This window comes from Corallococcus sp. AB030, from assembly GCF_003668965.1.
In the GTDB taxonomy this organism is placed as follows: Bacteria; Myxococcota; Myxococcia; order Myxococcales; family Myxococcaceae; genus Corallococcus; species Corallococcus exiguus.
The window spans coordinates 23,315-44,590 of record NZ_RAWQ01000062.1 but is presented as its reverse complement, the minus strand read 5'-3'; the positions used below and the strand labels follow the sequence as shown (position 1 = coordinate 44,590).

General features: G+C 70.2%; 20 protein-coding genes. 14 read left to right on the top strand and 6 right to left on the bottom strand.

What is annotated here, in order from left to right; genetic code table 11:
• Positions 1-8: 8 nt before the first annotated feature.
• The 10 genes from nhaA (at position 9) to D7Y15_RS16995 (ending at position 10,081) form a co-directional block, all read left to right on the top strand.
• The gene (gene nhaA / locus D7Y15_RS17040) at positions 9-1,319 is read left to right on the top strand and encodes a Na+/H+ antiporter NhaA (protein WP_233604982.1); all 1,311 of its coding nucleotides are present in this window, start codon (positions 9-11) and stop codon (positions 1,317-1,319) included.
• Complete coding sequence (locus D7Y15_RS17035) at positions 1,316-3,001, top strand: AarF/ABC1/UbiB kinase family protein (protein ID WP_121753250.1); 1,686 nt, start codon at positions 1,316-1,318, stop codon at positions 2,999-3,001. The genes nhaA and D7Y15_RS17035 overlap by 4 nt, the downstream gene beginning before the upstream one ends.
• A gap of 185 nt (positions 3,002-3,186) precedes the next feature.
• Positions 3,187-3,645, top strand: a complete 459-nt coding sequence (locus D7Y15_RS17030; protein WP_147476057.1) for a cytochrome c — start codon at positions 3,187-3,189, stop codon at positions 3,643-3,645.
• Positions 3,645-5,135, top strand: a complete 1,491-nt coding sequence (locus D7Y15_RS17025) for a hypothetical protein (RefSeq protein ID WP_121753248.1) — start codon at positions 3,645-3,647, stop codon at positions 5,133-5,135. Before D7Y15_RS17030 ends, D7Y15_RS17025 begins: the two co-directional genes overlap by 1 nt.
• Before the next feature lie 189 nt (positions 5,136-5,324).
• Positions 5,325-5,579: a hypothetical protein gene (locus D7Y15_RS17020; RefSeq protein ID WP_120579993.1), complete on the top strand. Its 255-nt coding sequence runs from the start codon at positions 5,325-5,327 to the stop codon at positions 5,577-5,579.
• The gene (locus D7Y15_RS17015) at positions 5,576-5,857 is read left to right on the top strand and encodes a hypothetical protein (RefSeq protein WP_120579994.1); all 282 of its coding nucleotides are present in this window, start codon (positions 5,576-5,578) and stop codon (positions 5,855-5,857) included. The genes D7Y15_RS17020 and D7Y15_RS17015 overlap by 4 nt, the downstream gene beginning before the upstream one ends.
• Complete coding sequence (locus D7Y15_RS17010; protein ID WP_121753247.1) at positions 5,854-7,806, top strand: glycosyltransferase family 1 protein; 1,953 nt, start codon at positions 5,854-5,856, stop codon at positions 7,804-7,806. The genes D7Y15_RS17015 and D7Y15_RS17010 overlap by 4 nt, the downstream gene beginning before the upstream one ends.
• Positions 7,803-8,732 (top strand): hypothetical protein, encoded by a 930-nt coding sequence (locus D7Y15_RS17005; RefSeq protein ID WP_121753246.1) that lies wholly within the window; start codon positions 7,803-7,805, stop codon positions 8,730-8,732. Before D7Y15_RS17010 ends, D7Y15_RS17005 begins: the two co-directional genes overlap by 4 nt.
• A complete protein-coding gene (locus tag D7Y15_RS17000; RefSeq protein ID WP_120579997.1) occupies positions 8,729-9,541 on the top strand; it encodes an endonuclease/exonuclease/phosphatase family protein in 813 nt (270 codons plus the stop codon). Before D7Y15_RS17005 ends, D7Y15_RS17000 begins: the two co-directional genes overlap by 4 nt.
• Positions 9,542-9,568: 27 nt before the next feature.
• A complete protein-coding gene (locus D7Y15_RS16995) occupies positions 9,569-10,081 on the top strand; it encodes a hypothetical protein (RefSeq protein WP_121753245.1) in 513 nt (170 codons plus the stop codon).
• Between the two features lie 6 nt (positions 10,082-10,087).
• Here the strand turns inward: D7Y15_RS16995 and D7Y15_RS16990 are convergent, their stop codons facing one another.
• Positions 10,088-10,957, bottom strand: a complete 870-nt coding sequence (locus D7Y15_RS16990) for an alpha/beta fold hydrolase (RefSeq protein WP_121753244.1) — start codon at positions 10,955-10,957, stop codon at positions 10,088-10,090.
• Between the two features lie 287 nt (positions 10,958-11,244).
• Here D7Y15_RS16990 and D7Y15_RS16985 point away from each other — a divergent pair, with 287 nt between their 5' ends.
• Both D7Y15_RS16985 and D7Y15_RS16980 read left to right on the top strand, forming a co-directional pair.
• Entirely contained in the window at positions 11,245-11,430 is a 186-nt protein-coding gene (locus tag D7Y15_RS16985) for a hypothetical protein (RefSeq protein ID WP_121753243.1), read from the top strand.
• A 32-nt stretch (positions 11,431-11,462) separates the two neighbouring features.
• Positions 11,463-11,867 (top strand): GFA family protein, encoded by a 405-nt coding sequence (locus tag D7Y15_RS16980; RefSeq protein WP_121753242.1) that lies wholly within the window; start codon positions 11,463-11,465, stop codon positions 11,865-11,867.
• A gap of 7 nt (positions 11,868-11,874) precedes the next feature.
• Here the strand turns inward: D7Y15_RS16980 and D7Y15_RS16975 are convergent, their stop codons facing one another.
• Entirely contained in the window at positions 11,875-12,471 is a 597-nt protein-coding gene (locus tag D7Y15_RS16975) for a TetR/AcrR family transcriptional regulator (RefSeq protein ID WP_121753241.1), read from the bottom strand.
• A gap of 102 nt (positions 12,472-12,573) precedes the next feature.
• Here D7Y15_RS16975 and D7Y15_RS16970 point away from each other — a divergent pair, with 102 nt between their 5' ends.
• Positions 12,574-14,121, top strand: a complete 1,548-nt coding sequence (locus D7Y15_RS16970; RefSeq protein WP_121753240.1) for an NAD(P)/FAD-dependent oxidoreductase — start codon at positions 12,574-12,576, stop codon at positions 14,119-14,121.
• Positions 14,114-14,935, top strand: a complete 822-nt coding sequence (locus tag D7Y15_RS16965) for an SDR family oxidoreductase (RefSeq protein ID WP_199745935.1) — start codon at positions 14,114-14,116, stop codon at positions 14,933-14,935. Before D7Y15_RS16970 ends, D7Y15_RS16965 begins: the two co-directional genes overlap by 8 nt.
• A gap of 6 nt (positions 14,936-14,941) precedes the next feature.
• On the opposite strand, the gene D7Y15_RS16960 is transcribed toward D7Y15_RS16965, so the two are convergent.
• From D7Y15_RS16960 to D7Y15_RS16945, 4 genes are all read right to left on the bottom strand, one after another.
• A complete protein-coding gene (locus D7Y15_RS16960) occupies positions 14,942-15,400 on the bottom strand; it encodes a DUF2267 domain-containing protein (RefSeq protein WP_120580304.1) in 459 nt (152 codons plus the stop codon).
• A 139-nt stretch (positions 15,401-15,539) separates the two neighbouring features.
• The gene (locus D7Y15_RS16955; RefSeq protein ID WP_121753239.1) at positions 15,540-18,656 is read right to left on the bottom strand and encodes an efflux RND transporter permease subunit; all 3,117 of its coding nucleotides are present in this window, start codon (positions 18,654-18,656) and stop codon (positions 15,540-15,542) included.
• On the bottom strand, positions 18,653-19,840 hold the full coding sequence (locus D7Y15_RS16950; protein WP_121753238.1) for an efflux RND transporter periplasmic adaptor subunit: 1,188 nt from the start codon (positions 19,838-19,840) through the stop codon (positions 18,653-18,655). The genes D7Y15_RS16955 and D7Y15_RS16950 overlap by 4 nt, the downstream gene beginning before the upstream one ends.
• A gap of 5 nt (positions 19,841-19,845) precedes the next feature.
• Complete coding sequence (locus D7Y15_RS16945) at positions 19,846-21,246, bottom strand: TolC family protein (protein WP_121753237.1); 1,401 nt, start codon at positions 21,244-21,246, stop codon at positions 19,846-19,848.
• Positions 21,247-21,276 lie beyond the last annotated feature (30 nt).

Sequence of the window (21,276 nt, the reverse complement as noted above, 5' to 3'; positions counted from 1 at the left end):
TTCCCGCCCTGTTCAAGGTGGCCCTGGCCCCCGTACAGGCGTTCTTCCGGCTGGAGGCCAGCAGTGGAATCCTCCTGGCGCTCTGCGCGGTGGCCGCGCTCGCGTGGGCCAACTCACCCTGGGGCTCCACCTACGCCGCCGTCTTCGACGCCCCCCTGCACCTGGAGATCGTGGGCCACGGCGGCCACTTCACCTTCCGCGAGCTCATCAACGACGGGCTGATGACGCTCTTCTTCTTCCTCGTGGGGATGGAGATCAAGCGCGAGCTGTCCGCGGGCGAGCTGCGCACCTTCTCCCGCGCGCTGCTGCCGCTCATCGCCGCGCTGGGCGGCATGGTGGTGCCCGCCGGGCTCTACCTCGCCTTCACCCACGGCACGCCCGCGCAAGTCGGCTGGGCCATCCCCATGGCCACGGACATCGCGTTCGCCATCGGCTGCCTCACGCTGGTGAAGGCGCGCGTGGGCCACGGGTTGGTGGTGTTCCTCACCGCGCTCGCCATCTTCGACGACATCGGCGGCATCCTCGTCATCGCGCTCTTCTACGGCACGGGCCTTCACGTGGAGTGGCTCGCGGTGGCCGCGGGCCTGGTCGCGGTGCTCTGGAGCTTCAACCGCTTCTACGTGCGCAACGGCCTGCTCTACGCCGCCGTGGGCCTGGCGCTCTGGTACGCCATGCACCACGGCGGCATCCACGCCACGCTGTCCGGCGTGGTGCTGGGCCTCTGCATCCCCGCGCTGCCCACCCGCCCGGGGCGCGAGGTGCTGGAGGAGCTGGCGGAGTACATCAAGGGGCTCGTGTCCCAGCCGGACGACGAGTCCGCCCGGGGCGCGCAACTGCTCCACATCGAGGAGGCGCTGGAGGACATCGAGCCGCCGCTCAACCGCTTCGTGCACCTGTGGCACGGGTACGTGGCGTACGGCATCGTGCCCTTGTTCGCGCTGGCCAACTCCGGCGTGGACGTGTCCGGCATGTCGCTTTCGGACCTGCTCAAGCCCCTGCCGCTGGGCATCATCGTGGGCCTCTTCGTGGGCAAGCAGGTGGGCATCTTCCTGTTCACCTGGGCGGCGGTGAAGGCGGGCGTATCCCCCCTGCCCGCGGGCGGCAGCCTCGCCCAATTGCACGGGGTGTCGGTGGTGGCCGGCATCGGCTTCACGGTGGCCCTCTTCGTGGGCGGCCTGGCCTTCGCCAACCAGCCGGCCCTGCTGGCCGAGGCCAAGCTGGGCATCCTGACGGGCTCGCTGCTCTCCGCCGTCGTGGGCTACGTCCTCTTGCGCTACGTGGCCCGTCCAGCCCAGGCTCCCGCGCAGCCCTCGCCATGAACCTCCAGGACCTCAACCGCATCCGGCAGATCGCCCTCATCGCCGCCCGCCACGGCTTCGGCGAGGTGACCGAGCGCGCGGGCGTCTGGCGCATGCTCGGCGGCCGCAAGGAGAAGGTGGAGGTCTCCGAGGAGGCCCGCCGCGAGTCCACCGCGCGCCGCTTCCGCCTCTTCCTGTCGGAGCTGGGCCCCACGTTCATCAAGCTGGGCCAGGTGCTCTCCACCCGCGCGGACCTGCTGCCCGCGGAGTTCGTGGAGGAGCTGGCCACGCTCCAGGACAACGTGGAGGCCATCCCGCTGGAGCAGGTCCACGCGCAGATCCGCGACGCCCTGGGCAAGGACGTGCAGGAGCTGTTCGCCCAGGTGGATCCGGAGCCGCTCGCCGCCGCGTCCATCGCACAGGTGCACCGCGCGGTGACGCTGGAGGGCGAGGAGGTCGTCATCAAGGTGCAGCGCCCCGGCATCGCCCAGCGCATCGACGCGGACCTGGGCGTGCTGCGCTCGCTGGCGCGCCTGTTGGAAGCCGTGGTGGAGGAGACGGGCATCTACTCGCCCTCCGGCATCGTGGACGAGTTCGACCGGGCCATCCACGAGGAGCTGGACTTCATCAACGAGGCCACCAACATCCGCGCGTTCCTGGAGAACCACAAGGACCGCCCGTACCTCAAGATTCCGCGCGTGCACGCGGCGCTCTCCAGCCGCACCGTGCTCACCATGGAGTTCATCCGCGGGGAGAAGATCAACCCCGCCGCCCTGCCGGAGGCGGACCGCAAGCAGATTGCCCAGCACATCCTGGAGGCCAGCTTCCGCCAGCTCTTCGACGACGGCCTGTTCCACGGAGACCCGCACCCCGGCAACGTGCTGCTCATGGAGGGCAACCGGCTGGCGCTCCTGGACTTCGGCGTGGTGGGCCGGCTCACCCGCCCCATGCAGGAGACGCTGGTGATGCTGTGCCTGGCGGTGGCGCTCAAGGACAGCGACTCCGTGGCGCGCATCCTCTACCGCGTGGGCGTGCCGGACGCGCGCGCCAACCTGATGGGCTTCCGCAACGACATCGAGGCCATCCTCGGCCAGCACCTGCCCACCACGCTGGGCCAGGTGGACGCGCGCACGCTCCTGCGCGACCTGTTGGACCTGGCCGTGAAGTACCGCATCCGCATCCCCAAGGAGTACGCGCTGCTGTCGCGCGCCTCCATCTCCACGGAAGGCATGCTGCGCGGGCTCTACCCGGAGCTGAACATCCTGGAGGTCGCGCTGCCGTACGCGAAGGAGCTGATGGCGGGCCGCTACGACCCCTCCCAGCTCCAGGGCGGCCTGATGCGCACGCTCCTGCGCTTCCAGTCCATGGCGCAGGACCTGCCCACCCAGCTGTCGCAGATCTTGTTGGACCTGGAGACGGGCAGGTTCAGCGTCACGGTGCGCGCGGAGCAGTTCGACAAGCTCAACGAGAACCTGCGCAGCGTGGCCGTCATCGCCTTCCTGGGCCTGTGCGCGTGCGGCTTCATCGTGGGCGCGTTCATCGCCTTCGCGCCCCGGCCGCCCATGTACGGGAACGTGCCGGTGCTGGGCATCGTCGGCATCGCGCTGGCGGCGGCCCTCTTCGGCGCGGTGCTCACCTGGTACCTGTTCGGCGGCCGGTTCGGGAAGGTCAGCGTGACCCGCTTCCTCAAGAAGCGCAGGTAGCCAAAGGCCTTCGCCGGCGCTCGGCACGGTGCGGGTGTGACAACGGCCCACCTGGGGACGGGCAGGCGGGCGCGGGGAGCGCATGTCACGCGAGTGAGAACGGATCCGTTGATGGGTGCACAGTCAGGCTCTGCCCGGGTAATCTGCGGGGCTTGTCGTTCCCCCCTCTTGCCCCCGTGCTCGACTTGTCCGCGAACCCAACCGCCGCCCGTCGTCCGTATCGCGCCCCGCTGGCCACGCTGTTCGCGGCCGCGCTCCTCGCCACCACCGCCGGCTGTGCTGGCGGGCTCGATGACCCCGAGCGCTTCACCGGGGGCTCCAGCTCCTGCGCCGCCGGCACCACCGGCGCGAGCATCATCCAGGCGCAGTGCTTGTCGTGTCACTCCACGGATGCCAACGGTTCGGCGGGTGGGGGCCTGGATCTGCAGGCGTCCGGCCTCCCCGGGCGGCTCTACACCACCAACGCGGCGTGCAATTCCAAGCCGCTGGCGGACAGCGCCAACCCGTCCCAGTCCTTCTTCCTGATGAAGCTCACGGCTTCTCCGGGCTGCGGCGCGCGGATGCCGCTGGGCGCGTCGCTGAACGCCTCCGACACCGCGTGCCTCTCCGAGTGGCTGGTCGCCGGAAAGCCGAGCTCCCCGTGATGACGCGCACCCGATACGCCTCCGCCGCGGCCCTCCTGGGCGCGGCCCTGCTGCTCGCGCCCGCCGCTGACGCCGCGCCGAAGAAGGCGTCCGCGAAGACGGCGCAGTCCGCGAAGAAGAAGGCCCAGGCCGCGGAGGCGCGCCGCGTGGCGGTGCTCGCCTCTGGTCCGCACGCGGACGCCGCGCGCGACGCGCTGGAGGCGGAATTGGCCCGCCGTCCGGCCCGCTACGAAATCGTCCCCGAGTCCGCGGTGCGCGCCGCCGCCTCGCGCATGGGCAGGGATCCGACGCAGCCCGCCGGCGCCGCCGCCGTGGCGAGCGAGCTGGGCCTGAGCGCGGTGGTGGTGGCGGACACGTCCACCGTGGGCAAGAAGCCTCAGGTGCGCGTCACCGTGCGCAACGGCAAGGACGGCAAGGCGCTGGCCTCGCCCCCCGCCGCGAAGCCCGCCACGCCGAAGCTGGTGCCCGTGGCGGTGAAGCGTCAGTGGACGGCGCTGGAGCGCGGCCTGCAGAAGTCCAGCGCGCCAGTGGCCGCCCCGGTGGCGCCCCCGCAGCCCGCCACGCCGGTGGAGCCGGAGCCGTCGGTGAAGCCCGCGACGCCCATCGCGGAGACGCCCGCGCCCACGAAGACGCCCGCCGCGGAGCCCAACCGCAAGCCGGTGGCCGCCACTCCCAAGGAGAACAAGGCCCCGGAGAAGCCGGAGGACTCCTCCTCCACGGAGCCAGAGCTGACGGCCTCCGCGCCCATCGTCGAGGGCGCACTGGGCCTGAAGCTCTTCGGCCGGTCGCTGCGCTACAAGGACGACGTGTTCGGCGTGCTGCGTCCGTACACGCTGGGGCCGGACGTGGGCGGCTTCGCGCTGCCGGGCGCGCCCCAGTTGGCGGGTGACGTGACGGTCTATCCGCTCGCGGCCTTCAAGAAGGGAGCGCTGGCGCGGCTGGGCATCACGGGCTCCATTGATCAGTCCTTCGGGCTGAAGTCCACGGGCTCCTCGGGCGAGGTCACCTACCCCACCACGGCGCGCGAGTGGCAGGCGGGCCTGCGCTACGTGATTCCCTTCGGCGCGGCGAAGCAACACGGCTTCGAAGTCACCGGCACGTACGGGATGAACACGTTCCGCATCGACGCGGTGGACGGCGAGCGGCCGTTGGACCTGCCCAACGTGGAGTACAAGACCGCGGGCCTGGGCCTGGGCGTGCGGGCGGCGCTGTCGGAGAAGTTCGACTTCAACTTCCGGCTTGGCTACCAGCACCCGCTGGACTCCGGCGAGCTGTCCTCGGACGCGTGGTTCCCGCGCATGTCCGCGGGCGCCGTCACGGGCAGCGCCACGCTGGCGTACCGGCTCAACCGCATCCTGGACGTGAGGTTGAAGGCGGACCTGCGCCGCTACTTCTTCAAGTTCAACCCGGAGCCGGGCGACCCGTACGTCGCCGGTGGCGCCGTGGATCAGTACCCCGGCCTGTCGCTCCAGGTGGGCTTCCGCTACTAGCTGAAGCGCCCGCCCCCGCTGTGCCTGCGTGTCTGCCCATCCTTGGAATGGGCAGACATGCTACCCGGGAGGCAGGGCAGGTAGTGCCAACCAATCCCTACCCTGTTTCTACATGGGTGCGATTGCAATGCGACGCCGACCGGCGGATTCTGATTCACGCCACGTGAACAGGATTCAACCGGAGACCGGATGTCCGACCCCGTACGCGTCATCTTTCGCAACCAGGCCAACGCGCCTGTCACCGTCATCATCAACGGCTATCAGAACGCCAGCAGCGTCCCGGCCCGTGTCTATTCGGGGCAGGTCACCGGCATGAGCGGCGTCTTCCAGGTGTCTGGCTATGCCAGCTACGCCTGCTCCGCCTATGCAACGACGATGCTCTCCCCGGCGCTCGCACCCCAGACGGACGTGTCCATCGTCTTCACCACGGAGCAGACGCCATGAGCAACATGCGTGTCGTTTTCACGCCCTGCCCGGGGCAGGGCTATCAGGCGGATATCAAGAAGGTCTCCCAGGGGCACGTCAGCGAAGTGCAGAACGTGTCGGTCTGGAAGAGCTTGACCACCGACGCCACCGCGACGTTCACCGGCGGACCGGGTGACAGCTTCTTCATGCAGCTCTCTTCCTCGGGAGGACCGCGGGCCCTCTCGGGGACGGCGACCTTCTCGTCGGACGTCACCATCACCTTCGGGATGCTTTACACGGTCTTCGAGGAAGGATGAGCGCCCCGCCGACCCAAGAGACGCCGTCGCTCTTCCTGGTGTCGCTGCCCCGCTCCCTGTCGTCGACCACGTGGCAGTGGGCGCGCGAGCTGTTGGGACTCTCGGCCCCCGGCTGGGTGACGGACGGTGAAGTGCTCAACCTGGAGCGCTTCGGCTTCGCGCCCCATCCCGCGGCGGTGCACTTCCTGCGCCCGTCGGATGGCCCCGCCTTCGAGGCCGCTCGCGAGCACCTGGTGCACGTGGTGCGCCCCACGGGCTGGGCCTACAAGGACGTCACCCAACCCTTCGTCGTCTCCGCCGCGCTCTCCCAACCCGGCGCCCTCCGGGTGATGAAGATCCACCGCTCCGTCGCGGACGTCGCGCTCGCCATGGGGGACCGGGGCTGGACGTATCCAGCGCGAGGCGTGCGCCGCGACGATCCGGATGAGGCCCTCATCGAGGGCCTGCTCGACGCCCAGGAGGCGCTGGATGCCATTCCCGGCCTGGTCGTGGACTTCGACGACCTGGTGATGGACGAGCTCGCGCTGCCCGCCTCGCTCCGGAGCCTCTATCCCGGGCTCGCGATGCCCGACACCGTCTCCTTCGACGATGCGTTCCTCCGGGCGCGGGACGAGGTCCTCACGCGACGCCGGAGCGAGCGCCACCGCGTCCTGGGAGATCGCGTGCTGGAGGCTGTGCGACGGCGCTCGGAGGAGCGCCGGGCCACCTCCGCGGACGCGCCCCGGCCGGGCTCCGCGCGCCGGAGCCGCCCGCGCATCCTCGTGGTGGGAGATGCCGTGGCCCCCACCGGCTTCAGCCGGGTCACCGAGAGCATCTTCCGGCGCGTCTCACGCGACTACGACGTCCACCAGCTCGGCATCAAATACGCGGGCGGCGCACACGATCTGCCCTGGACGCTCCACCCCGCCATCGACGCCCGCGGCGTCAGCAAGCTGCCGGAGCTGTGCGCCAGCCTGGAGCCGGATCTCGTCTTCCTCGTCAATGACATCTGGGTGCTCGGAGACCATGTCCGGGCGCTCGGCCGCGTGCCCGGACGCCACCGGATGGTGGCCTACTGCCCCGTGGACTCCGGCCCGCTGAGCCCGAGCTTCCTCGCGGGGCTCCAGGGCGTCCACCGCCTGGTCGCGTACACCGACTTCGGTCAGGGCGAGCTGAGCGCCGCCGCCGCCCGGCTCACCACCGCGCCCACCTGGCCCCGGGTGGACGTCATCCCCCACGGCGTCGACACCGACGTCTTCCGCCCCCTGTCGCCCCCGAGCGAGTCGCTCGTCGCGTCCCGCCGCGCCAGCCGTGCCGCGCTGTTCGGGACGAACGAGCTGGACGACGCCTTCATCGTCCTGAACGCCAACCGCAACCAGCCGCGCAAGCTCATCGACCTCACGGTGAGGGGCTTCGCCGCCTTCGCGCAGGGCCGTCCCGACGCCCGGCTCTACCTGCACATGGGCACCGAGGACGTGGGCTGGGACGTGCGTGGGCTGGGAGCGCGCTTCGGCATCACCGACCGCCTCATCATCAGCTCGGACCAACGCTTCGCGCCCCGGCTGTCGCTCGCCCAGCTCAACCACGTCTACAACGCGTGCGACGTGGGCGTGAACACGTCCAGCAGCGAGGGCTGGGGGCTCGTCGCCTTCGAGCACGCCGCCACGGGCGCCGCGCAGGTGGTCCCCGGCCACACCGCGCCGGGGGAGCTCTGGGCGGGCAGCGCCGAGCTGCTCGACGTCGCGTTGACCTTGTGCCAGCCCCGCATCCTCACCGACGCCCACGTGCCGTCCGTGGACTCGCTCACGGCGGCGCTGACCCGGCTGTACGAAGATCGATCGCACCTGGAGGCCCGGTCCCGGGCCGCCCACGCGCTCGCCACCCGTCCCACCCTGCGGTGGGACACCATTGCCCTGGAGTGGGCCCGCCTCTTCGAGGACGAGCTCTCCCAGGGTGGAGGCCGTCCATGAACACCGTCTATCAGCAGGCCCTCGCGGGAACCCTGGCTTCGGCCCCCACCGGCGGCATGCGCTCGCTCCGCTTCTGGAACAACCTGCCCGTGGACGCGCAGCTCTTCTACCTCGCCGAGGACGCTTCCCGGTGCGCGATGGGCGTCGTCCCCGCGGGCTACGCGGTCAACTTCTGGGTGGCCAACGGGGACTCCATCAGCTGGTCCTGCCGACACACGGGCTCGTTCATCGGCGTGTGCTCCATCACCTCCAGCACCCCCAGCGTCTTCTTTGGCCCCCACTCCATGGTGGCCCCCAATGACATCGGACTGCCCCCGCAGCCCACCGCCGAGGTCGTCATCCCTCCGGACTCCCCGCGCGTCCTCGTGGCGGCGGGCCTGCTGGAGAACCGCAACCGTACGCTTCGTGAGCAGTACTGGCGGCGGCTGCCCGAGTCCTACACCATCGCGCCGGGCGAGACGCAGACGGTCAGCACCACGTCCACCTCGAACATGCAGCAGACGTCGTCGAGCACCGACACCGTCTCCGCCTCGCTCGGCACCAGCGCGAGCGCGGGCTGGGGGCCCATGTCCGTGGGCATCTCCGCCAGCCTGAGCGCCAGCTCCACCAGCTCCCAGGAGGTGTCGCTCAGCACCGAGTACACCGCCTACGTCTCCGACACCCTCACCGCCACCCAGACCTATACGCAGATGTTCCTCAAGTGGCAGCTGATGGACATCGTCAGTGTGCTCTCGCCGAACGGCCAGGTGCTCTCGAGCATCGTCAACGGGCTGTCGCCGACGCTGTTGCAGGGGCCCTACAACGTGTCGGACCTCTCGACGTTGAGCGCCGCGAAGAAGGCCCTGAACCCCGCGAGCCCGGGCTTCCCTCGCACGCGCGTCGCCGCCCGTCCGTTCCAGCCCCGGGCCCTGGCGGAGCGCAGGTGATCATCGCGTACTGGAACACCCAGCGGGCCAGCGGGCTGAACTCCCGCAACCTGGAGCCCCAGGCCCGCTGCCTCTGGTGTTGCCAGCAGATCATCCAGTGGGTCCTCTCGATCATCGACACCCACCAGGCCCTGCCCTCACTCATCTTCCTGTCCGAGGTGTCTCAGGGCGGGGGGGCGCTGGCCAGGTACCTCGAAATCGGCGGCTATCGGGCGCGGTACATCGCCGCAGGCGACAGGAACAACAATGCCAGCCCGTGCTCCTTCATCGTCATGTGGCAGGAGGAGCTGAATCCAGACATCCGGATCATTGGCGTCAGCCAGAGGCGGCCCCTGGTGCGGGTGCGGCTGAGAGACATCACCGTGGGGGGCGTCCACATCATCGCCAATCCCGACAAGGCTCCGGATGAAATCCTGGATGACATCAACGAGCTCGACACGGAGCCGCAGCCCGCGGTGCTCATCGGCGACATGAATTACGCCTGGAGCAGCCTCGACAAGGGGCGACCTGGAAACCCCGAGAGCCTGGAGGACGAGGTCGATTACCTCTACGACTGGGAGCCGGTCCACCCCCGGCTCGACGCCACCTTCGGCAAGGTCTCGGAGACGGGTGGGCTCAGGACCCAGATTCTCGACTACCTGTGGAAGTCCGAGGACATCAGCCGCATCGAGGCCATGCCCCCATTTCCTGGCTACAACCAGTGGACGATGATCGACCACGCGCCCATCGCATACCGCATCCACCTCAATGACGAGGACGAGCTGATGACCGATGAGGAGGACGGGATGGGCGACGACGCGAAAGGGTGAAGCAGCGGGTGCGCTACGCTGCCGCGAATGCTCACCGCCCTCGTCCTTCCCGCGCTGTTCCTGCTGCACACCGCTCCAGCGGAGCTGTCCTCCGAATACACCGACGTGGAGAAGTGCCCGCGTCAGGCCGAGGCGGATGACTCCGAGGGCGGCGACATCCCCCTCCAATGTGACGGCCCTGGTGGCGACTACGTGCTGACGGAGTTCTACAGCGCCTACGACATCCAGCGGCAAGTCACCTCCAAGAGCGACTCCCGCTTCACCGTCGAGCTGAGGCCGAAGGCGCAGTGCCCGGTGTCCCGCTTCGGTCCCAAGCTGGAATGGCGCATGAAGGACGGAAAGCCCTTCGCCGTCATCCAGCGCGTGACGTGCTTCGCCCTGAACAAGGAAGAGTCCGGCCCGGGCAAGAAGCTGGGGGAGTACCTGGTCGTGAGGGGACTCAAGGGCTTCGAGTCCATCCGCGGCGAGGTGTCCACGAAGACGAAGGACGCGAACACGAAGGCCCGCGCCATCGCGGACGCGGCGCCCTCCAAGCGCTGAAGGCCTTCAGCCGCGCTCCGGGGCGTGGCGGCGCAGCCACTCGCTCACCGTGGGCCAGAGCGTGGCGGCATGGTGATCGCGGAAGAAGCCCAGGTGGCAGATGCCCTGGCCCAGGCTGTCCGCTGGGGAGAACTGCCGGCGCTCCACGGTGCAGCCGGTGAGGTGCTCACAGACCAGGTCGATGGCTTCGGGTGGCCCCCAGGGGTCATCGTCCAGGCCAATGGCCAGCACCGGCATGCGCAGCCGCTTGAGGCGGGCCGCGGCGTCCACGTTCGGGGCGTCGAAGTAGAAGCGAGGCAGCGACGCCCAGCGGCTCCACTCCAGCAACGCCTGGGCGGGGACGTCCTCGCCAAGCCCCAGCCGCGCATAGGGCATGTAGCCCAGGACCCGCGCGCACAGCGGCCCGATGAGTTTGAGGTACATCGCGACCAGCATCCGCTCCCGAATGGAGTGGATGAACCGCAGGCTCCCGGCCTGGGCCGCCACCATCACCGCCGCGGTGAGTTGCTGGCTGCTCGCGCTCAGTCCAATGGCGTGGCCGCCGAAGCTGTGTCCCACGGCCAGCAGCGGCAGCCCCGGGTATTGCTCCGCCGCCCAGCGGGTCACCGCGTCCACGTCCTGGTCGGCCCAGGTGAGGAACCCGGCATGCGTCCGCTTCGCCACGCCTGAAGGGTGCACGCCCCGGTAGTTGTAGGTCACCACCGCGAAGCCGTCGTCCGTCAGCCGCTCGGCGAACGCGAAATACATACTCGCGGGCATGGCGGTCGCGGGATGCACCAGCACCACGCCCCGGATGGGGCCCGCCGGGCTGTGCAGCGTGGACTGCAACTCGAAGCCATCGGCGCAGGTGATTCGATGCGGAGTCGAGAGTGCCATGGCCCCGTGAGCGGCTTCGCAAAAGAACCTATCGGCTAGCATGTGAATCCAGGCAGGGCAAGACCACGGCCCGCGGCGAGCCGGCGGATGCGACACACCGCAATCCTTTCGAACAATCCGGGTTGAACGGGAACGGAGGTGTTCATGAATGCGGTGATCAGGGCAGTCAGCGGTGCGGGGATGTGTTTCCTGTTGTGGGCCTGTGGTGGCGCGGGCGCTCCGGCTCCAGAGCAGGAGGCGGCTCTGGCCGTGACAGCCCAGGAACTGGCGCCGGACGCGGGAGCCGCATGGAACGCGGTGGGCGCGATGGTGGCGGCCCGCGCGTCACGCCGTGGTTGGACCGGGGCGCGAAGTACTACGCCACCCTGGGCATGCAGCTGGCGGGCAGCGACACCACGGGCGGCGTGGTGGCGTTCTCGGTGGACCTGGAGAACGACCTGAAACCGTTGATTGCAACAGCGCTCGGGAACTGAGCCACACTGCCCTCCCTTTCTGGAGGCAGCCCATGTCCCAGCGCCGAGCGTCATGCGTCTGCGGTCAGCTTCGCGTGGAGTGCACGGGAGAGCCCTTCCGGGTCTCCATGTGTCACTGTTTCGCCTGTCAGCAGCGCAGCGGCAGCGTGTACGCCGTGCAGGCCCGCTTCCGGCGTGAAGACATCACCGCCATCGAGGGCCGCTCCCAGACATTCGTCCGCAAGGGCGACGAGAGCGGCATCCCCACCACCTTCCACTTCTGTCCGGAGTGCGGCGCGACGGTCTACTACGTGAGCGCGGGGGCTCCGGACGCCGTGGCCATCGCCGTGGGTGCCTTCACGGATCCGAACTTCCCCGCCCCGGTCTTCTCCGTCTACGAAGAGCGGAGCCACCCCTGGGCCGTGCCCCGGGGCATCCCCATGGAGCACATGGACTGAGCGCGGTTCACTTCGCCGGAGGCCGTGCTTCCAGGAGGCCCCGCACGAACGCCGCGACCGGGCCGGCCAGCTCCGAGAGCCGGTCCACGCGGTCCTCCTCCACGGCCTCCAGGATGAGCTCGTTGATGCCGCCCACGAGCGCCATGGCGATCGCCGGGGACAGCGTGGCCCCGGTGCCCGCCGCGTCGAACTCCCTTCGCATCAACTCCGCGAAGCCGCGCATCACCTGGCGGCGCAGCGCCACGCCCTTCGGCCCCACGTGCAGGATCTCCACCAGGAGCGTCCGCACGAGCCCCGGCCGGCTCTGGAGGCTCGCGAGGTACACGGCCGCGCCGATGCTGGCCCGCATCTCCCCCGGAGGCGCGTGCTGGATGGCCGCCTGGATCTCCGCCAGCAGCCGGGCGCTCTGCGCCGCGTAGAGCGCGAGCAGGCATGCGTCCTTGTCCTCGAAGTGCTCGTAGAACGTGCGCTTCGACACGCGCGCGTGCCGCACGATGTCCGCGATGGTCAGCCGGGCGTAGCCCACCTCGATGATGGCCTGCGCCAGGCCCGCGACGAGCCGCTCCCGGGGCGCTTCGCCTGGTGGGTCGGACGGGGTCGTCATGCGGCTCCCGGGACTGGTACTTGACGGTACCAGATGTCACTGCTACCTCTGTTCAACAGACGCATAGGCTGGGTACCTTCCTGTACCACGAGGAGTCCCGTGATGCCGCTGTCCTCCGCCGAGCCGCTCTCGCACGTCGATGTGTTGATCATCGGCGCGGGCCTGTCGGGCATCGGCGCCGCGTACCACCTGCAGACGCGCTGCCCCACCCTGAGCTACGCCATCCTGGAGGGGCGCGGGGCCATGGGCGGCACGTGGGATTTGTTCCGCTACCCGGGCGTCCGCTCGGACTCGGACATGTACACGCTGGGCTACCGGTTCCGGCCGTGGCTGGGGGGCAAGGCCATCGCGGATGGGCCCTCCATCAAGGCGTACATCGAGGAGACCGCGGCGGAGTACGGCATCGACCAGCGGATCCGCTACCACCACCGCGTCACGCGCGCGGAGTGGTCCTCCGAGCACGCGCGCTGGACCGTGGACATGGAGGTGGGCCCTGAGCGCGCGCCCGTCCGCATGACGTGCGGCTTCCTCTACGCCTGCACCGGCTACTACGACTACGCGAGCGGCTACACGCCCACGTGGCCCGGCACGGAGCGCTTCCAGGGCCGCGTCGTGCACCCGCAGCACTGGCCCGAGGACCTGGACTACGGCGGCAAGCGCGTGGTCGTCATCGGCAGTGGCGCGACGGCGGTGACGCTGGTCCCCGCGATGGCCGACCGCGCCGCGCACGTCACGATGTTGCAGCGCTCGCCCACGTACATCGCGGATCAACCGGCCGAGGACGGCGTCGCCCGGGCGTTGAGGTACGTCCTCCCCCGGCGCGCGGCCTACGCGGTCGCGCGCTGGAAGAACGTCCTGCGCGGCATGCTCCTCTATGGCATCGCGCGCAGCCGGCCGGGGCTGTTCAAATGGCTCTTGCGCCTGGGCGTGCGGAAGGCGCTCGGCAAGGCCTACGACGTCGATACGCACTTCGCGCCCCGCTACAATCCCTGGGACGAGCGGCTGTGCGTCGCCCCCGACGGAGACCTCTTCGGCGCCATCCGAGAGGGGCGCGCCTCCATGGTGACGGACCACATCGAGTCCTTCACCGAAAAGGGCCTCCAGCTGCGCTCGGGCGCGCACGTGGACGCGGACATCATCGTCACCGCCACGGGGCTGAACGTGAAGATCCTCAGCGGCCTGGCGCTGTCCGTGGACGGAGAGCCCGTCCAGCTGGCGCGGACGCTCGCGTACAAGGGGATGATGTTCAGCGACGTGCCCAACCTCGTCGCGGCCTTCGGGTACACCAACGCGTCGTGGACCCTGAAGTGCGACCTGGTGGCCGAGTACACCTGCCGCCTGCTCAACCACATGAAGCAGCACGGCTACACGCAATGCGTGCCCCGCCTGACGGGCCCGGCCATGACGCCGGAGCCCGTGCTCGACTTCCGCTCCGGCTACGTGCAGCGCGCGCTGGACTCCCTGCCCCGCCAGGGCACGCGCGCCCCGTGGCGCCTGTACCAGAACTACGTCCGCGACCTGGTGATGATGCGCTACGGGCGCGTGGACGACGAAGCCATGGAGTTCAAGCGGTCCGGGAGCGCGGCCTCGGGACAGGCGCTGCTTCCGGAGGTGAGCACCCGTTCCAACGCGGAGGTGGCCCGTGGCTGAGCGCATGCGGCTTCAAGGCAGGACGGCGGTCGTCACGGGCGCGGCGAGCGGCATCGGCCGCGCCATCGCGGTCTGCCTGGCGCGCAAGGGCTGTCACCTCGCGCTCGCGGACGTGAACGAAGCGGGGCTCGCTGAAACAGCGGACTTGGCGAGTGCGCCGCAGCTGCGCATCAGCCGCCACCGGCTCGACGTGTCCGACAAGGAGGCCGTGGAGGCCTTCCCGGAGAAGGTGACGGCGGAGCATCCCGGGGTCGACCTGCTCTTCAACAACGCGGGCGTCGCGCTTGGAGGCTCCTTCGAACAGGTGAGCAGCGACGACTTCGAGTGGCTGTTCGGCATCAACTTCTGGGGTGTGGTGCGCCTGAGCCGTGCCTTCCTGCCCCTGCTGCGCCAGAGCGACGACGCGCGGCTGGTGAACCTCTCCAGCGTCTTCGGGCTGGTGGCCCCGCCGGGACAGGTGGCCTACGCGGCGAGCAAGTTCGCCGTCCGAGGCTTCTCCGAGGGCCTGCGCCACGAGTTGGAAGGCACCACCGTGGGAGTCACCGTGGTGCACCCGGGCGGCGTCGCGACGTCCATCGCCGCGAGCGCCCGGGTCCCCACCGGCGCGACGGACGAGGAGGTCTCCCGCCGCCGCAAGTCGTTCCAGAAGATGCTGCGGCTCCCGGCGGAGGCCGCGGGCGACATCATCGTGCGAGGGGTCGAAGCGCGCGAGCAGCGCATCCTCGTCGGCAAGGACGCCGTGGCGCTGGCGATGCTCGCCCGCGTCTTCCCCGTGTCGTACTGGAAGCTGCTCGCCTCGCGCCTCCGCTCCTGAAACCTGTCAGACAGGCCTGCGGAACAGGTCGCCCAGGTCGGCGGGCAGCTGCGACGCCACGGCGGCGATCTCGTCCTCGGGGATGCGGTCGCGCACGGCGGTGAACACCGCGGTGACGACGCGGAAGGCCTGGTCGGGCTTGATGTTCAGGTGGTCCGCCACGTCGGTGATGAACTCATCGCGGCCAATGCGCTTGGCGCGTGAGGGGCCCCGGTGCACCGAGCAGGCCCCCAGGATGGCGCCGATGCCGCCGGGCAGCGCGCGGTAGAGCTTCACGTCCTCGCCATCCGACAGCCTCCGGGCGAGCGAGCAGAACACCGCGCTCGCCGCCTCCCGGGCTTCCAGGCCCTGGCTGTGCATGACGGCGTCCCCCTGGATTTCGTCCAGGAACGGCTGGAGCTCGAGCGACTCGTCGCGCTCCTTGACGGGCACGGCGTGGGTGTCGGGAGGAACAGGCGTGGCCATGGCAGCGTCTCCGAAGGTTCAGGGCCCCAAGGCGGGGCCGTGTTCCGAAGACGCTGCGCATGTGCCAGGGCGCCTGCATCGTCCATAGGCGCCGGGGGCGCGCGGGCGGTCAGGCCGCTGCTGAGACTTGACCAGCGCCCTACCCGTGCGGCACCGGCCGGGGCTCCTCGTGGGCGGCGTGCGAGTCGTCATCGCCCTTCCCCTTGCTGAACCGGTTGCCCAGGCGCGTCTTGAGGCGGTCAGCGACGACGTAGAACGCGGGCACCACGAGCAGGCTCAAGACGGTGGACACGGACAGGCCACCCAGCACCGCGATGGACATGGGGGCGCGCGTCTCGCTGCCCGCGCCCAGCGCCAGCGCCGCCGGCACCGCGGACATCATCGTCGCGGTGGACGTCATCAGGATGGGACGCAGGCGCACCGGACCCGCGCGCAGCATGGCCTGCATCGCGTCCGCGCCCTGCTCGCGCTGCTGGAGCGCGTAGTCCACCAGGATGATGGAGTTCTTCTTCACGATGCCCATGAGCAGCAGCAGGCCAATCATGCTGAAGATGTTCAGCGTGTTCCCCGTGATGAGCAGCGCGAACGACGCGCCCGCCACCGACAGGGGCAGGATCGTAAGCACCGTCACCGGGTGCAGGAACGAATTGAACTGCGCGCCCAGCACCATGTACGCGACGGCGATGCCCATGAAGAGCGCGAAGATGAGGCTGCTCATCGAGTCGCGGAACGCCACGCTCGCGCCGCCCGCCACCACGCGGATGCCGCCCGGCAGGTCCTTGCCCAGGGACTCCACCGTGGCCAGCGCCTCCTCCTGATTCGACCCCGGCGCCACGTTGGCGAAGATGCTGATGGCGCGCTCACGGTCGCGGCGGGTGATGGCCTGCAGCGCGGGCAGCTCCTCCTGCGTCACCAGCGACGACAGCGGCACCAGCGAATTGTTCGCCGTCCGGACCTTCAGCAGCGACAGGTCCTCCGGCCGCGAGCGCTGGCTCGCGAGCAGCCGCATGCGCACGTCGATGCGCCGCCCGCCGCTGCTGTACTTGCCCACGCGCACGCCGCCCACCAGCGCGTTCACCGTGGACGCCACCGCCTGGATGGGCACGCCCACGTCCGCCGCGCGAGCGCGGTCAGGGGTGATGCGCAGCTCCGGCTGGCCCAGCTGGTAGTCCGTGTCCAGGTCCACCACCTTGCCGGATGCCTGGAGTTGATCGCGCAGGGACTGGCTCGCCTCCACCAGCTTGTCCCAGTCCGACCCGCGCACGCTGAACTCCACCGGGAAGCCGCGCTGCGCGGTGAAGCCCGCCTGGGACAGGTCCTGCACCACCGCGCGCAGGCCCGGGTAGCTGTTCAGCTCCTTGCGCAGCACCTGCGCGAAGTCCGCCTGCGACATGCGCTGATCCGTCGGCACCAGCGTCAGGTTCATGTTGCCGGAGTTCACGGCGGACCCGCTGCCGCCGCCGCCCACCACCACGAACACGCGCGTCACCTCCGGACGGCTGGCGACGAACTCCTCCGCGCGCTTGAAGAGGCGGTTGGTCTCCTGCAGGCTGCTGCCCACCGCCGTCTGCAGGCGCACGGACATGCGGCCCTGGTCCTGCGACGGGACGAACTCGCCGGGCAGCGCCTTGAACGCGAACGCGCTCAGGAACAGCATGGCCACCGCCACCAGCAGCACGCGCCAGGGCCGCACCAGCCCCCAGCCCAGCGCCCGCGCGTACAGCGCCTCCAGCTTGGAGAAGGCCTTGTCCACCACCACGCCAATGCGGCTGCGGTGCTCGCGGGACGTCTTGAGCAGCTGCGCGCAGCGCGCGGGCGCCAGGGTGATGGCCTCCACGTAGGACAGGAGCACCGCCACGCACAGCGTGACGCCGAACTGGAGGAAGAACCGGCCGATGATGCCCTTCATGAAGACGACGGGCAGGAAGATGGCCACCACCGCCAGCGTCGCCGCCAGGGCCGCGAAGGTGATTTCGGCCGTGCCTTCACGCGCGGCGCTCACCCGGTCCTTCCCCTCCTCCGCGTGCCGGAAGATGTTCTCCAGCACCATGATGGCGTCGTCCACCACGATGCCCACGGCCAACGCCAATCCCAGCAGGGTGAACGTGTTGAGCGTGAAGCCCAGGAAGTAGATGACCGCCACCGTCCCCAACAGCGACATGGGAATGGCGAGCACCACGTTGAGCGTGCTGGAGAGCGACCCCAGGAACACCCAGCACACGAACGCGGTGAGGATGCACGCGAGCAACAGCTCGAACTCAATCTCATGCACGCTCTCCTCGATGAACTGCGTCGAGTCGAAGTTGATGCTCGCGCTCATGCCCTCCGGCAGCTCCTTCTGGAGCTGCGCCAGCTGCTCACGCACCGCCTGGGCCACGGCCACCGCGTTCGCGCCGCGCTGCTTCTTGATGCCCATGGCCTGGGCGGGCTCGCCGTTCACGCGCGCCAGGCGGCGCTCGTCCTCGAAGCCGTCCTCCACGATGGCCACGTCGTGCAGGTACACCGGGCGGCCGCCCTCCTCACGCACCACGACGTTCTGAAGCGTCTCCAGGTCCAGCGCCTCGCCCATGAAGCGCACGTTGACCTCGCGGCCCTGGGTCTCGATGCGGCCCGCGGGCAGCTCCACGTGCTCGCGCTGGAGCGCGGCGGTGATGTCCGTGACGGTGAGCCCGTGCGCGTCCAGCTTCTGCGCGTCCACCCAGATGCGCACGTTGCGCTCCAGGAGGCCGCCCAGGATGACCTCGCCCACGCCGGGCACCGTCTGCAGGCGCTCCTTCACGCGGTAGCGGGCGAAGTCGCTCACCACCTGCTGGGAGAACGGTCCGGCCACGCCCAGCCACATGATGGGCTGGTCCTCCGGGTTGGACTTGGAGACGACGGGCGGATCGATGTCCAGCGGCAGCCGGCGCTGGGCCTGGCTCACCTTGGTCTGCACGTCCTGCAGCGCCAGGTCCACGTTGCGCGACAGATCCAACTCCACCGTGATGTTGGCGCTGCCCTGGCGCGCGGAGGACGTGATGCTCTTGACGCCCTCCACCTGCGTCACGGCCTCCTCGATGAACTCGACGACGTCCGACTCCACGGCCTCCGGGTTGGCGCCCTCCCACGACACGGAGATGTTGATGGTGGGGAAGTCGACGTCCGGGAACTGGCTGATGCCGATGCGCTGGGCCGCCACCAGTCCGAAGATGATGGTCGCCGCCATGATCATCCAGGCGAACACCGGCTTCTTGATGCAGACGTCGGTGATGCTCATGGCCGGCCCTCGGCACCCGCGTTCGGGTTCGTGTCGCCGCGGGCCTCGGCCGGGGGCTGCTCGCCTCCCACCTTCGGCTTCGGGCGCTCCTGATCCACGCGCACGGCCACGCCGTCGCGAAGGGCCTCCGCGCCGCGCACCACCAGCGTCTCACCGGGCTTGAGGCCTTCCTTCACCTCCACCCGTCCGTCCGGCGTGCGCAGGCCCAGCTCCAGGATGCGCTCGCGCGCCTTGTTGTCCGTCACCACGAACGCCAGGAAGCCGCGCTCGCTGGGGCGGATGGCCGTCTGCGGAATCACCGGGCTGCCCCCGCGCGACTCCACCGGCACGCTCACCGTGGCGAAGGCGCCCGGACGCAGCTTCTGCGCGGCCTCGCCCGTCACCTCCGCGGTCACCGCCACCATGCGGCTCTGCGTGTCCGCGCTCGCGGACACGTAGGTGATCTTCGCCTCGTATGCCCCACCGTCCGAGCGCACCGTGAAGCGCGCGGGCATCCCCGGGGTGATCCGCGTCACGTCCGCCGCGGGCACGTTGAAGCGCAGGAGCAGCGGTTCGCGGCGCAGGAGCGTGGCCAGCACCACGCCCGGCTGCACGTACTGGCCCGTCTGAACGGTGCGCGTCTGGAGGACGCCGTCCATGGGGGCGCGCACGTACGCGTCGCGCTGGTTGAGCTGCGCTTGATCCAACGCCGCCTTCGCGGCCGACACGTCCGCTTGCGCGGTGGCGGCGCGGGCCTGGTACGTCTCCAGCTGTTCGGCGGGCAGCAGGCCCGGGCTCTGCGCGTTGACCTCCGCGCGGCGCTGGGCGCCGGCCTTGGCCTCCACCAGCGCGGCCTGGGCCTTCTGCAGCACGGCCTCCGCGGCGCGCACGGCGATGGCGTAGCGCGCGGGTTCGATCTCCGCGAGCGTGTCGCCCTTCTTCACCGTCTGGCCTTCGGTGAAGGACACCCGCTCCAGGGCGCCCGGGACACGCGCGGTGATCTGCACGCTCTCGAAGGCCTCCACCGCGCCCACGGCGCTGACCGCGTACTCCACGTCGCGCGACTCCACGGGCGCGACCTCCACGGGGAACTGGAGGGGGCCCCGGCCCGCGGCCTTGCCACCTTGCGCGGTCGCTTCCTTCTTGCAGCCAGGGGCCAGGGACAGCATGGCCAGCGACAGGGCCAGCATTCCAGTGCGTTGCATTGCCTTCACGGTTCCTTCCCCAGCGGATTCAGTCCGACAGCGGCCCGCAGGCCCAACAGCGCCACGCCCAGCCCATAGCGGTTCTGCGCGAGCGCCACCTCCGCCTCGAAGAGGCTGAGCGACGCGTCCGCCAGGGTGAGCGCGGTGGACAGGCCCTGGCGGTAGAGGATGCCTGTTTCCGCGGCGTTCTTGCGCGCCGCCTTCGCCGCCTGCTCGCTCTGCGCGAGCGCGGCCCGCGCCGTCTCCAGATTGACCCGAGCCTGCTCGATGTCCACCGGCACGCGGCGCGTCGCGGCCTGGGTGTTCAGCTCCGCGACGTTGGCGTTGGCCACGCGCTCGTCGCGGTCGGCGTAGCGGGCGCCGCCGTCGAAGAGGGTCCAGGTGAGGTCCAGGGCGAGGAAGCCATCACCGACGTTGCCGTTGAGGCCCGCCTCGTTGGTGAGGCGGTACTGGGCGCTCGCGCCCAGGGACGGCAGCAGTCGAGCCAGGGGCTCCTTCGCGGTCTCCCGCAGCGAGCGCACGCGCAGGCGCGCGGAGAGGATGTCCGGCCGCCGGTCCGTGGCCCCCTCCGTGAGCAGCTCCAGGGACGGCGTGGGCTGGATGGCGTCCGCGAGCAGCGGCTCCGGCGGCGCGAGCCCACCCTGCACGGGCTCCACGAGCAGGTAGCCCAGCTCCAGGCGGCTCGTCTCCGCGGTGCCCAGGGCGGCGGCGAGGTTCGAATGAGCGGTGGCCAGCTCCAGCTCCGCGCGGGTGACGTCGTTGGTGCTGGCGAGCCCGGAGCTGGCGCGGGCCTGTGCGTCCGCCAGGCTCTGCTTCGCGTAGGCCAGGCGCTGCTCGGCGGCCTGGTACACCTGCTGGTTGGCCAGGGTGACGAGGAAGGCGTTGGCGGCGCTGAAGGACACCTGGCGGCGCGTCTCCACGGCGTCCAGCTTGAAGGCCTCGCTCTCCAGCTTCGCGGCCTTGTAGAGCGGGAAGCCGCGCGCGTCGAAGAGGGCCATGCGGCCGGAGAAGACCGCGCCCAGGGCGTTGTACTTCTGGAGCACGACGGTCTGTCCACCGACCTCGCGCGTGGACTCACGCAGGCGCCGCGTGTAGGTGCCAGCGGCCGTGATGGTGGGCAGGAAGAAGGCGCGGGCGCGGGCGACGCGGGCCTGGGCGGCCTCGGCCGACTGCCCCGCGGCGAGCACGGCCTCGTTCTTCTGCGAGGCGAGCTCCACGGCGCGCTCCAGCGTCAGCGGCGCGGCATCGGCGGACGGCATCGGCGGCTTGGGGAAGGCGCTGGCGGGAGCCTCGGTGGCGGGCGCCGGAGACGGGGCCGGAGGCGTCTGGGCGAAGGCGTCCGGGGCCAGCGCGCAGAGGCAGGCACCCAGTGGCGCGGCGAAGAGGGCACGGCGGACGGTAGGCATAAGGCGTGCGGTGGAACGGGCCAATGTTGA

Excerpts from the sequence above, each read along its gene's own strand:
- D7Y15_RS16945 (WP_121753237.1), bottom strand. The coding sequence starts at position 21,246 with ATGCCTACCGTCCGCCGTGCCCTCTTCGCCGCGCCACTGGGTGCCTGC.
- D7Y15_RS16955 (WP_121753239.1), bottom strand. The coding sequence starts at position 18,656 with ATGAGCATCACCGACGTCTGCATCAAGAAGCCGGTGTTCGCCTGGATG.
- D7Y15_RS16970 (WP_121753240.1), top strand. The coding sequence starts at position 12,574 with ATGCCGCTGTCCTCCGCCGAGCCGCTCTCGCACGTCGATGTGTTGATC.
- D7Y15_RS16995 (WP_121753245.1), top strand. The coding sequence starts at position 9,569 with ATGCTCACCGCCCTCGTCCTTCCCGCGCTGTTCCTGCTGCACACCGCT.
- D7Y15_RS17005 (WP_121753246.1), top strand. The coding sequence starts at position 7,803 with ATGAACACCGTCTATCAGCAGGCCCTCGCGGGAACCCTGGCTTCGGCC.
- D7Y15_RS16975 (WP_121753241.1), bottom strand. The coding sequence starts at position 12,471 with ATGACGACCCCGTCCGACCCACCAGGCGAAGCGCCCCGGGAGCGGCTC.
- D7Y15_RS16980 (WP_121753242.1), top strand. The coding sequence starts at position 11,463 with ATGTCCCAGCGCCGAGCGTCATGCGTCTGCGGTCAGCTTCGCGTGGAG.
- D7Y15_RS16960 (WP_120580304.1), bottom strand. The coding sequence starts at position 15,400 with ATGGCCACGCCTGTTCCTCCCGACACCCACGCCGTGCCCGTCAAGGAG.
- D7Y15_RS16950 (WP_121753238.1), bottom strand. The coding sequence starts at position 19,840 with ATGCAACGCACTGGAATGCTGGCCCTGTCGCTGGCCATGCTGTCCCTG.
- D7Y15_RS17035 (WP_121753250.1), top strand. The coding sequence starts at position 1,316 with ATGAACCTCCAGGACCTCAACCGCATCCGGCAGATCGCCCTCATCGCC.
- D7Y15_RS17025 (WP_121753248.1), top strand. The coding sequence starts at position 3,645 with ATGACGCGCACCCGATACGCCTCCGCCGCGGCCCTCCTGGGCGCGGCC.
- D7Y15_RS16985 (WP_121753243.1), top strand. The coding sequence starts at position 11,245 with ATGGAACGCGGTGGGCGCGATGGTGGCGGCCCGCGCGTCACGCCGTGG.
- D7Y15_RS16990 (WP_121753244.1), bottom strand. The coding sequence starts at position 10,957 with ATGGCACTCTCGACTCCGCATCGAATCACCTGCGCCGATGGCTTCGAG.
- D7Y15_RS17015 (WP_120579994.1), top strand. The coding sequence starts at position 5,576 with ATGAGCAACATGCGTGTCGTTTTCACGCCCTGCCCGGGGCAGGGCTAT.
- D7Y15_RS17020 (WP_120579993.1), top strand. The coding sequence starts at position 5,325 with ATGTCCGACCCCGTACGCGTCATCTTTCGCAACCAGGCCAACGCGCCT.
- D7Y15_RS17010 (WP_121753247.1), top strand. The coding sequence starts at position 5,854 with ATGAGCGCCCCGCCGACCCAAGAGACGCCGTCGCTCTTCCTGGTGTCG.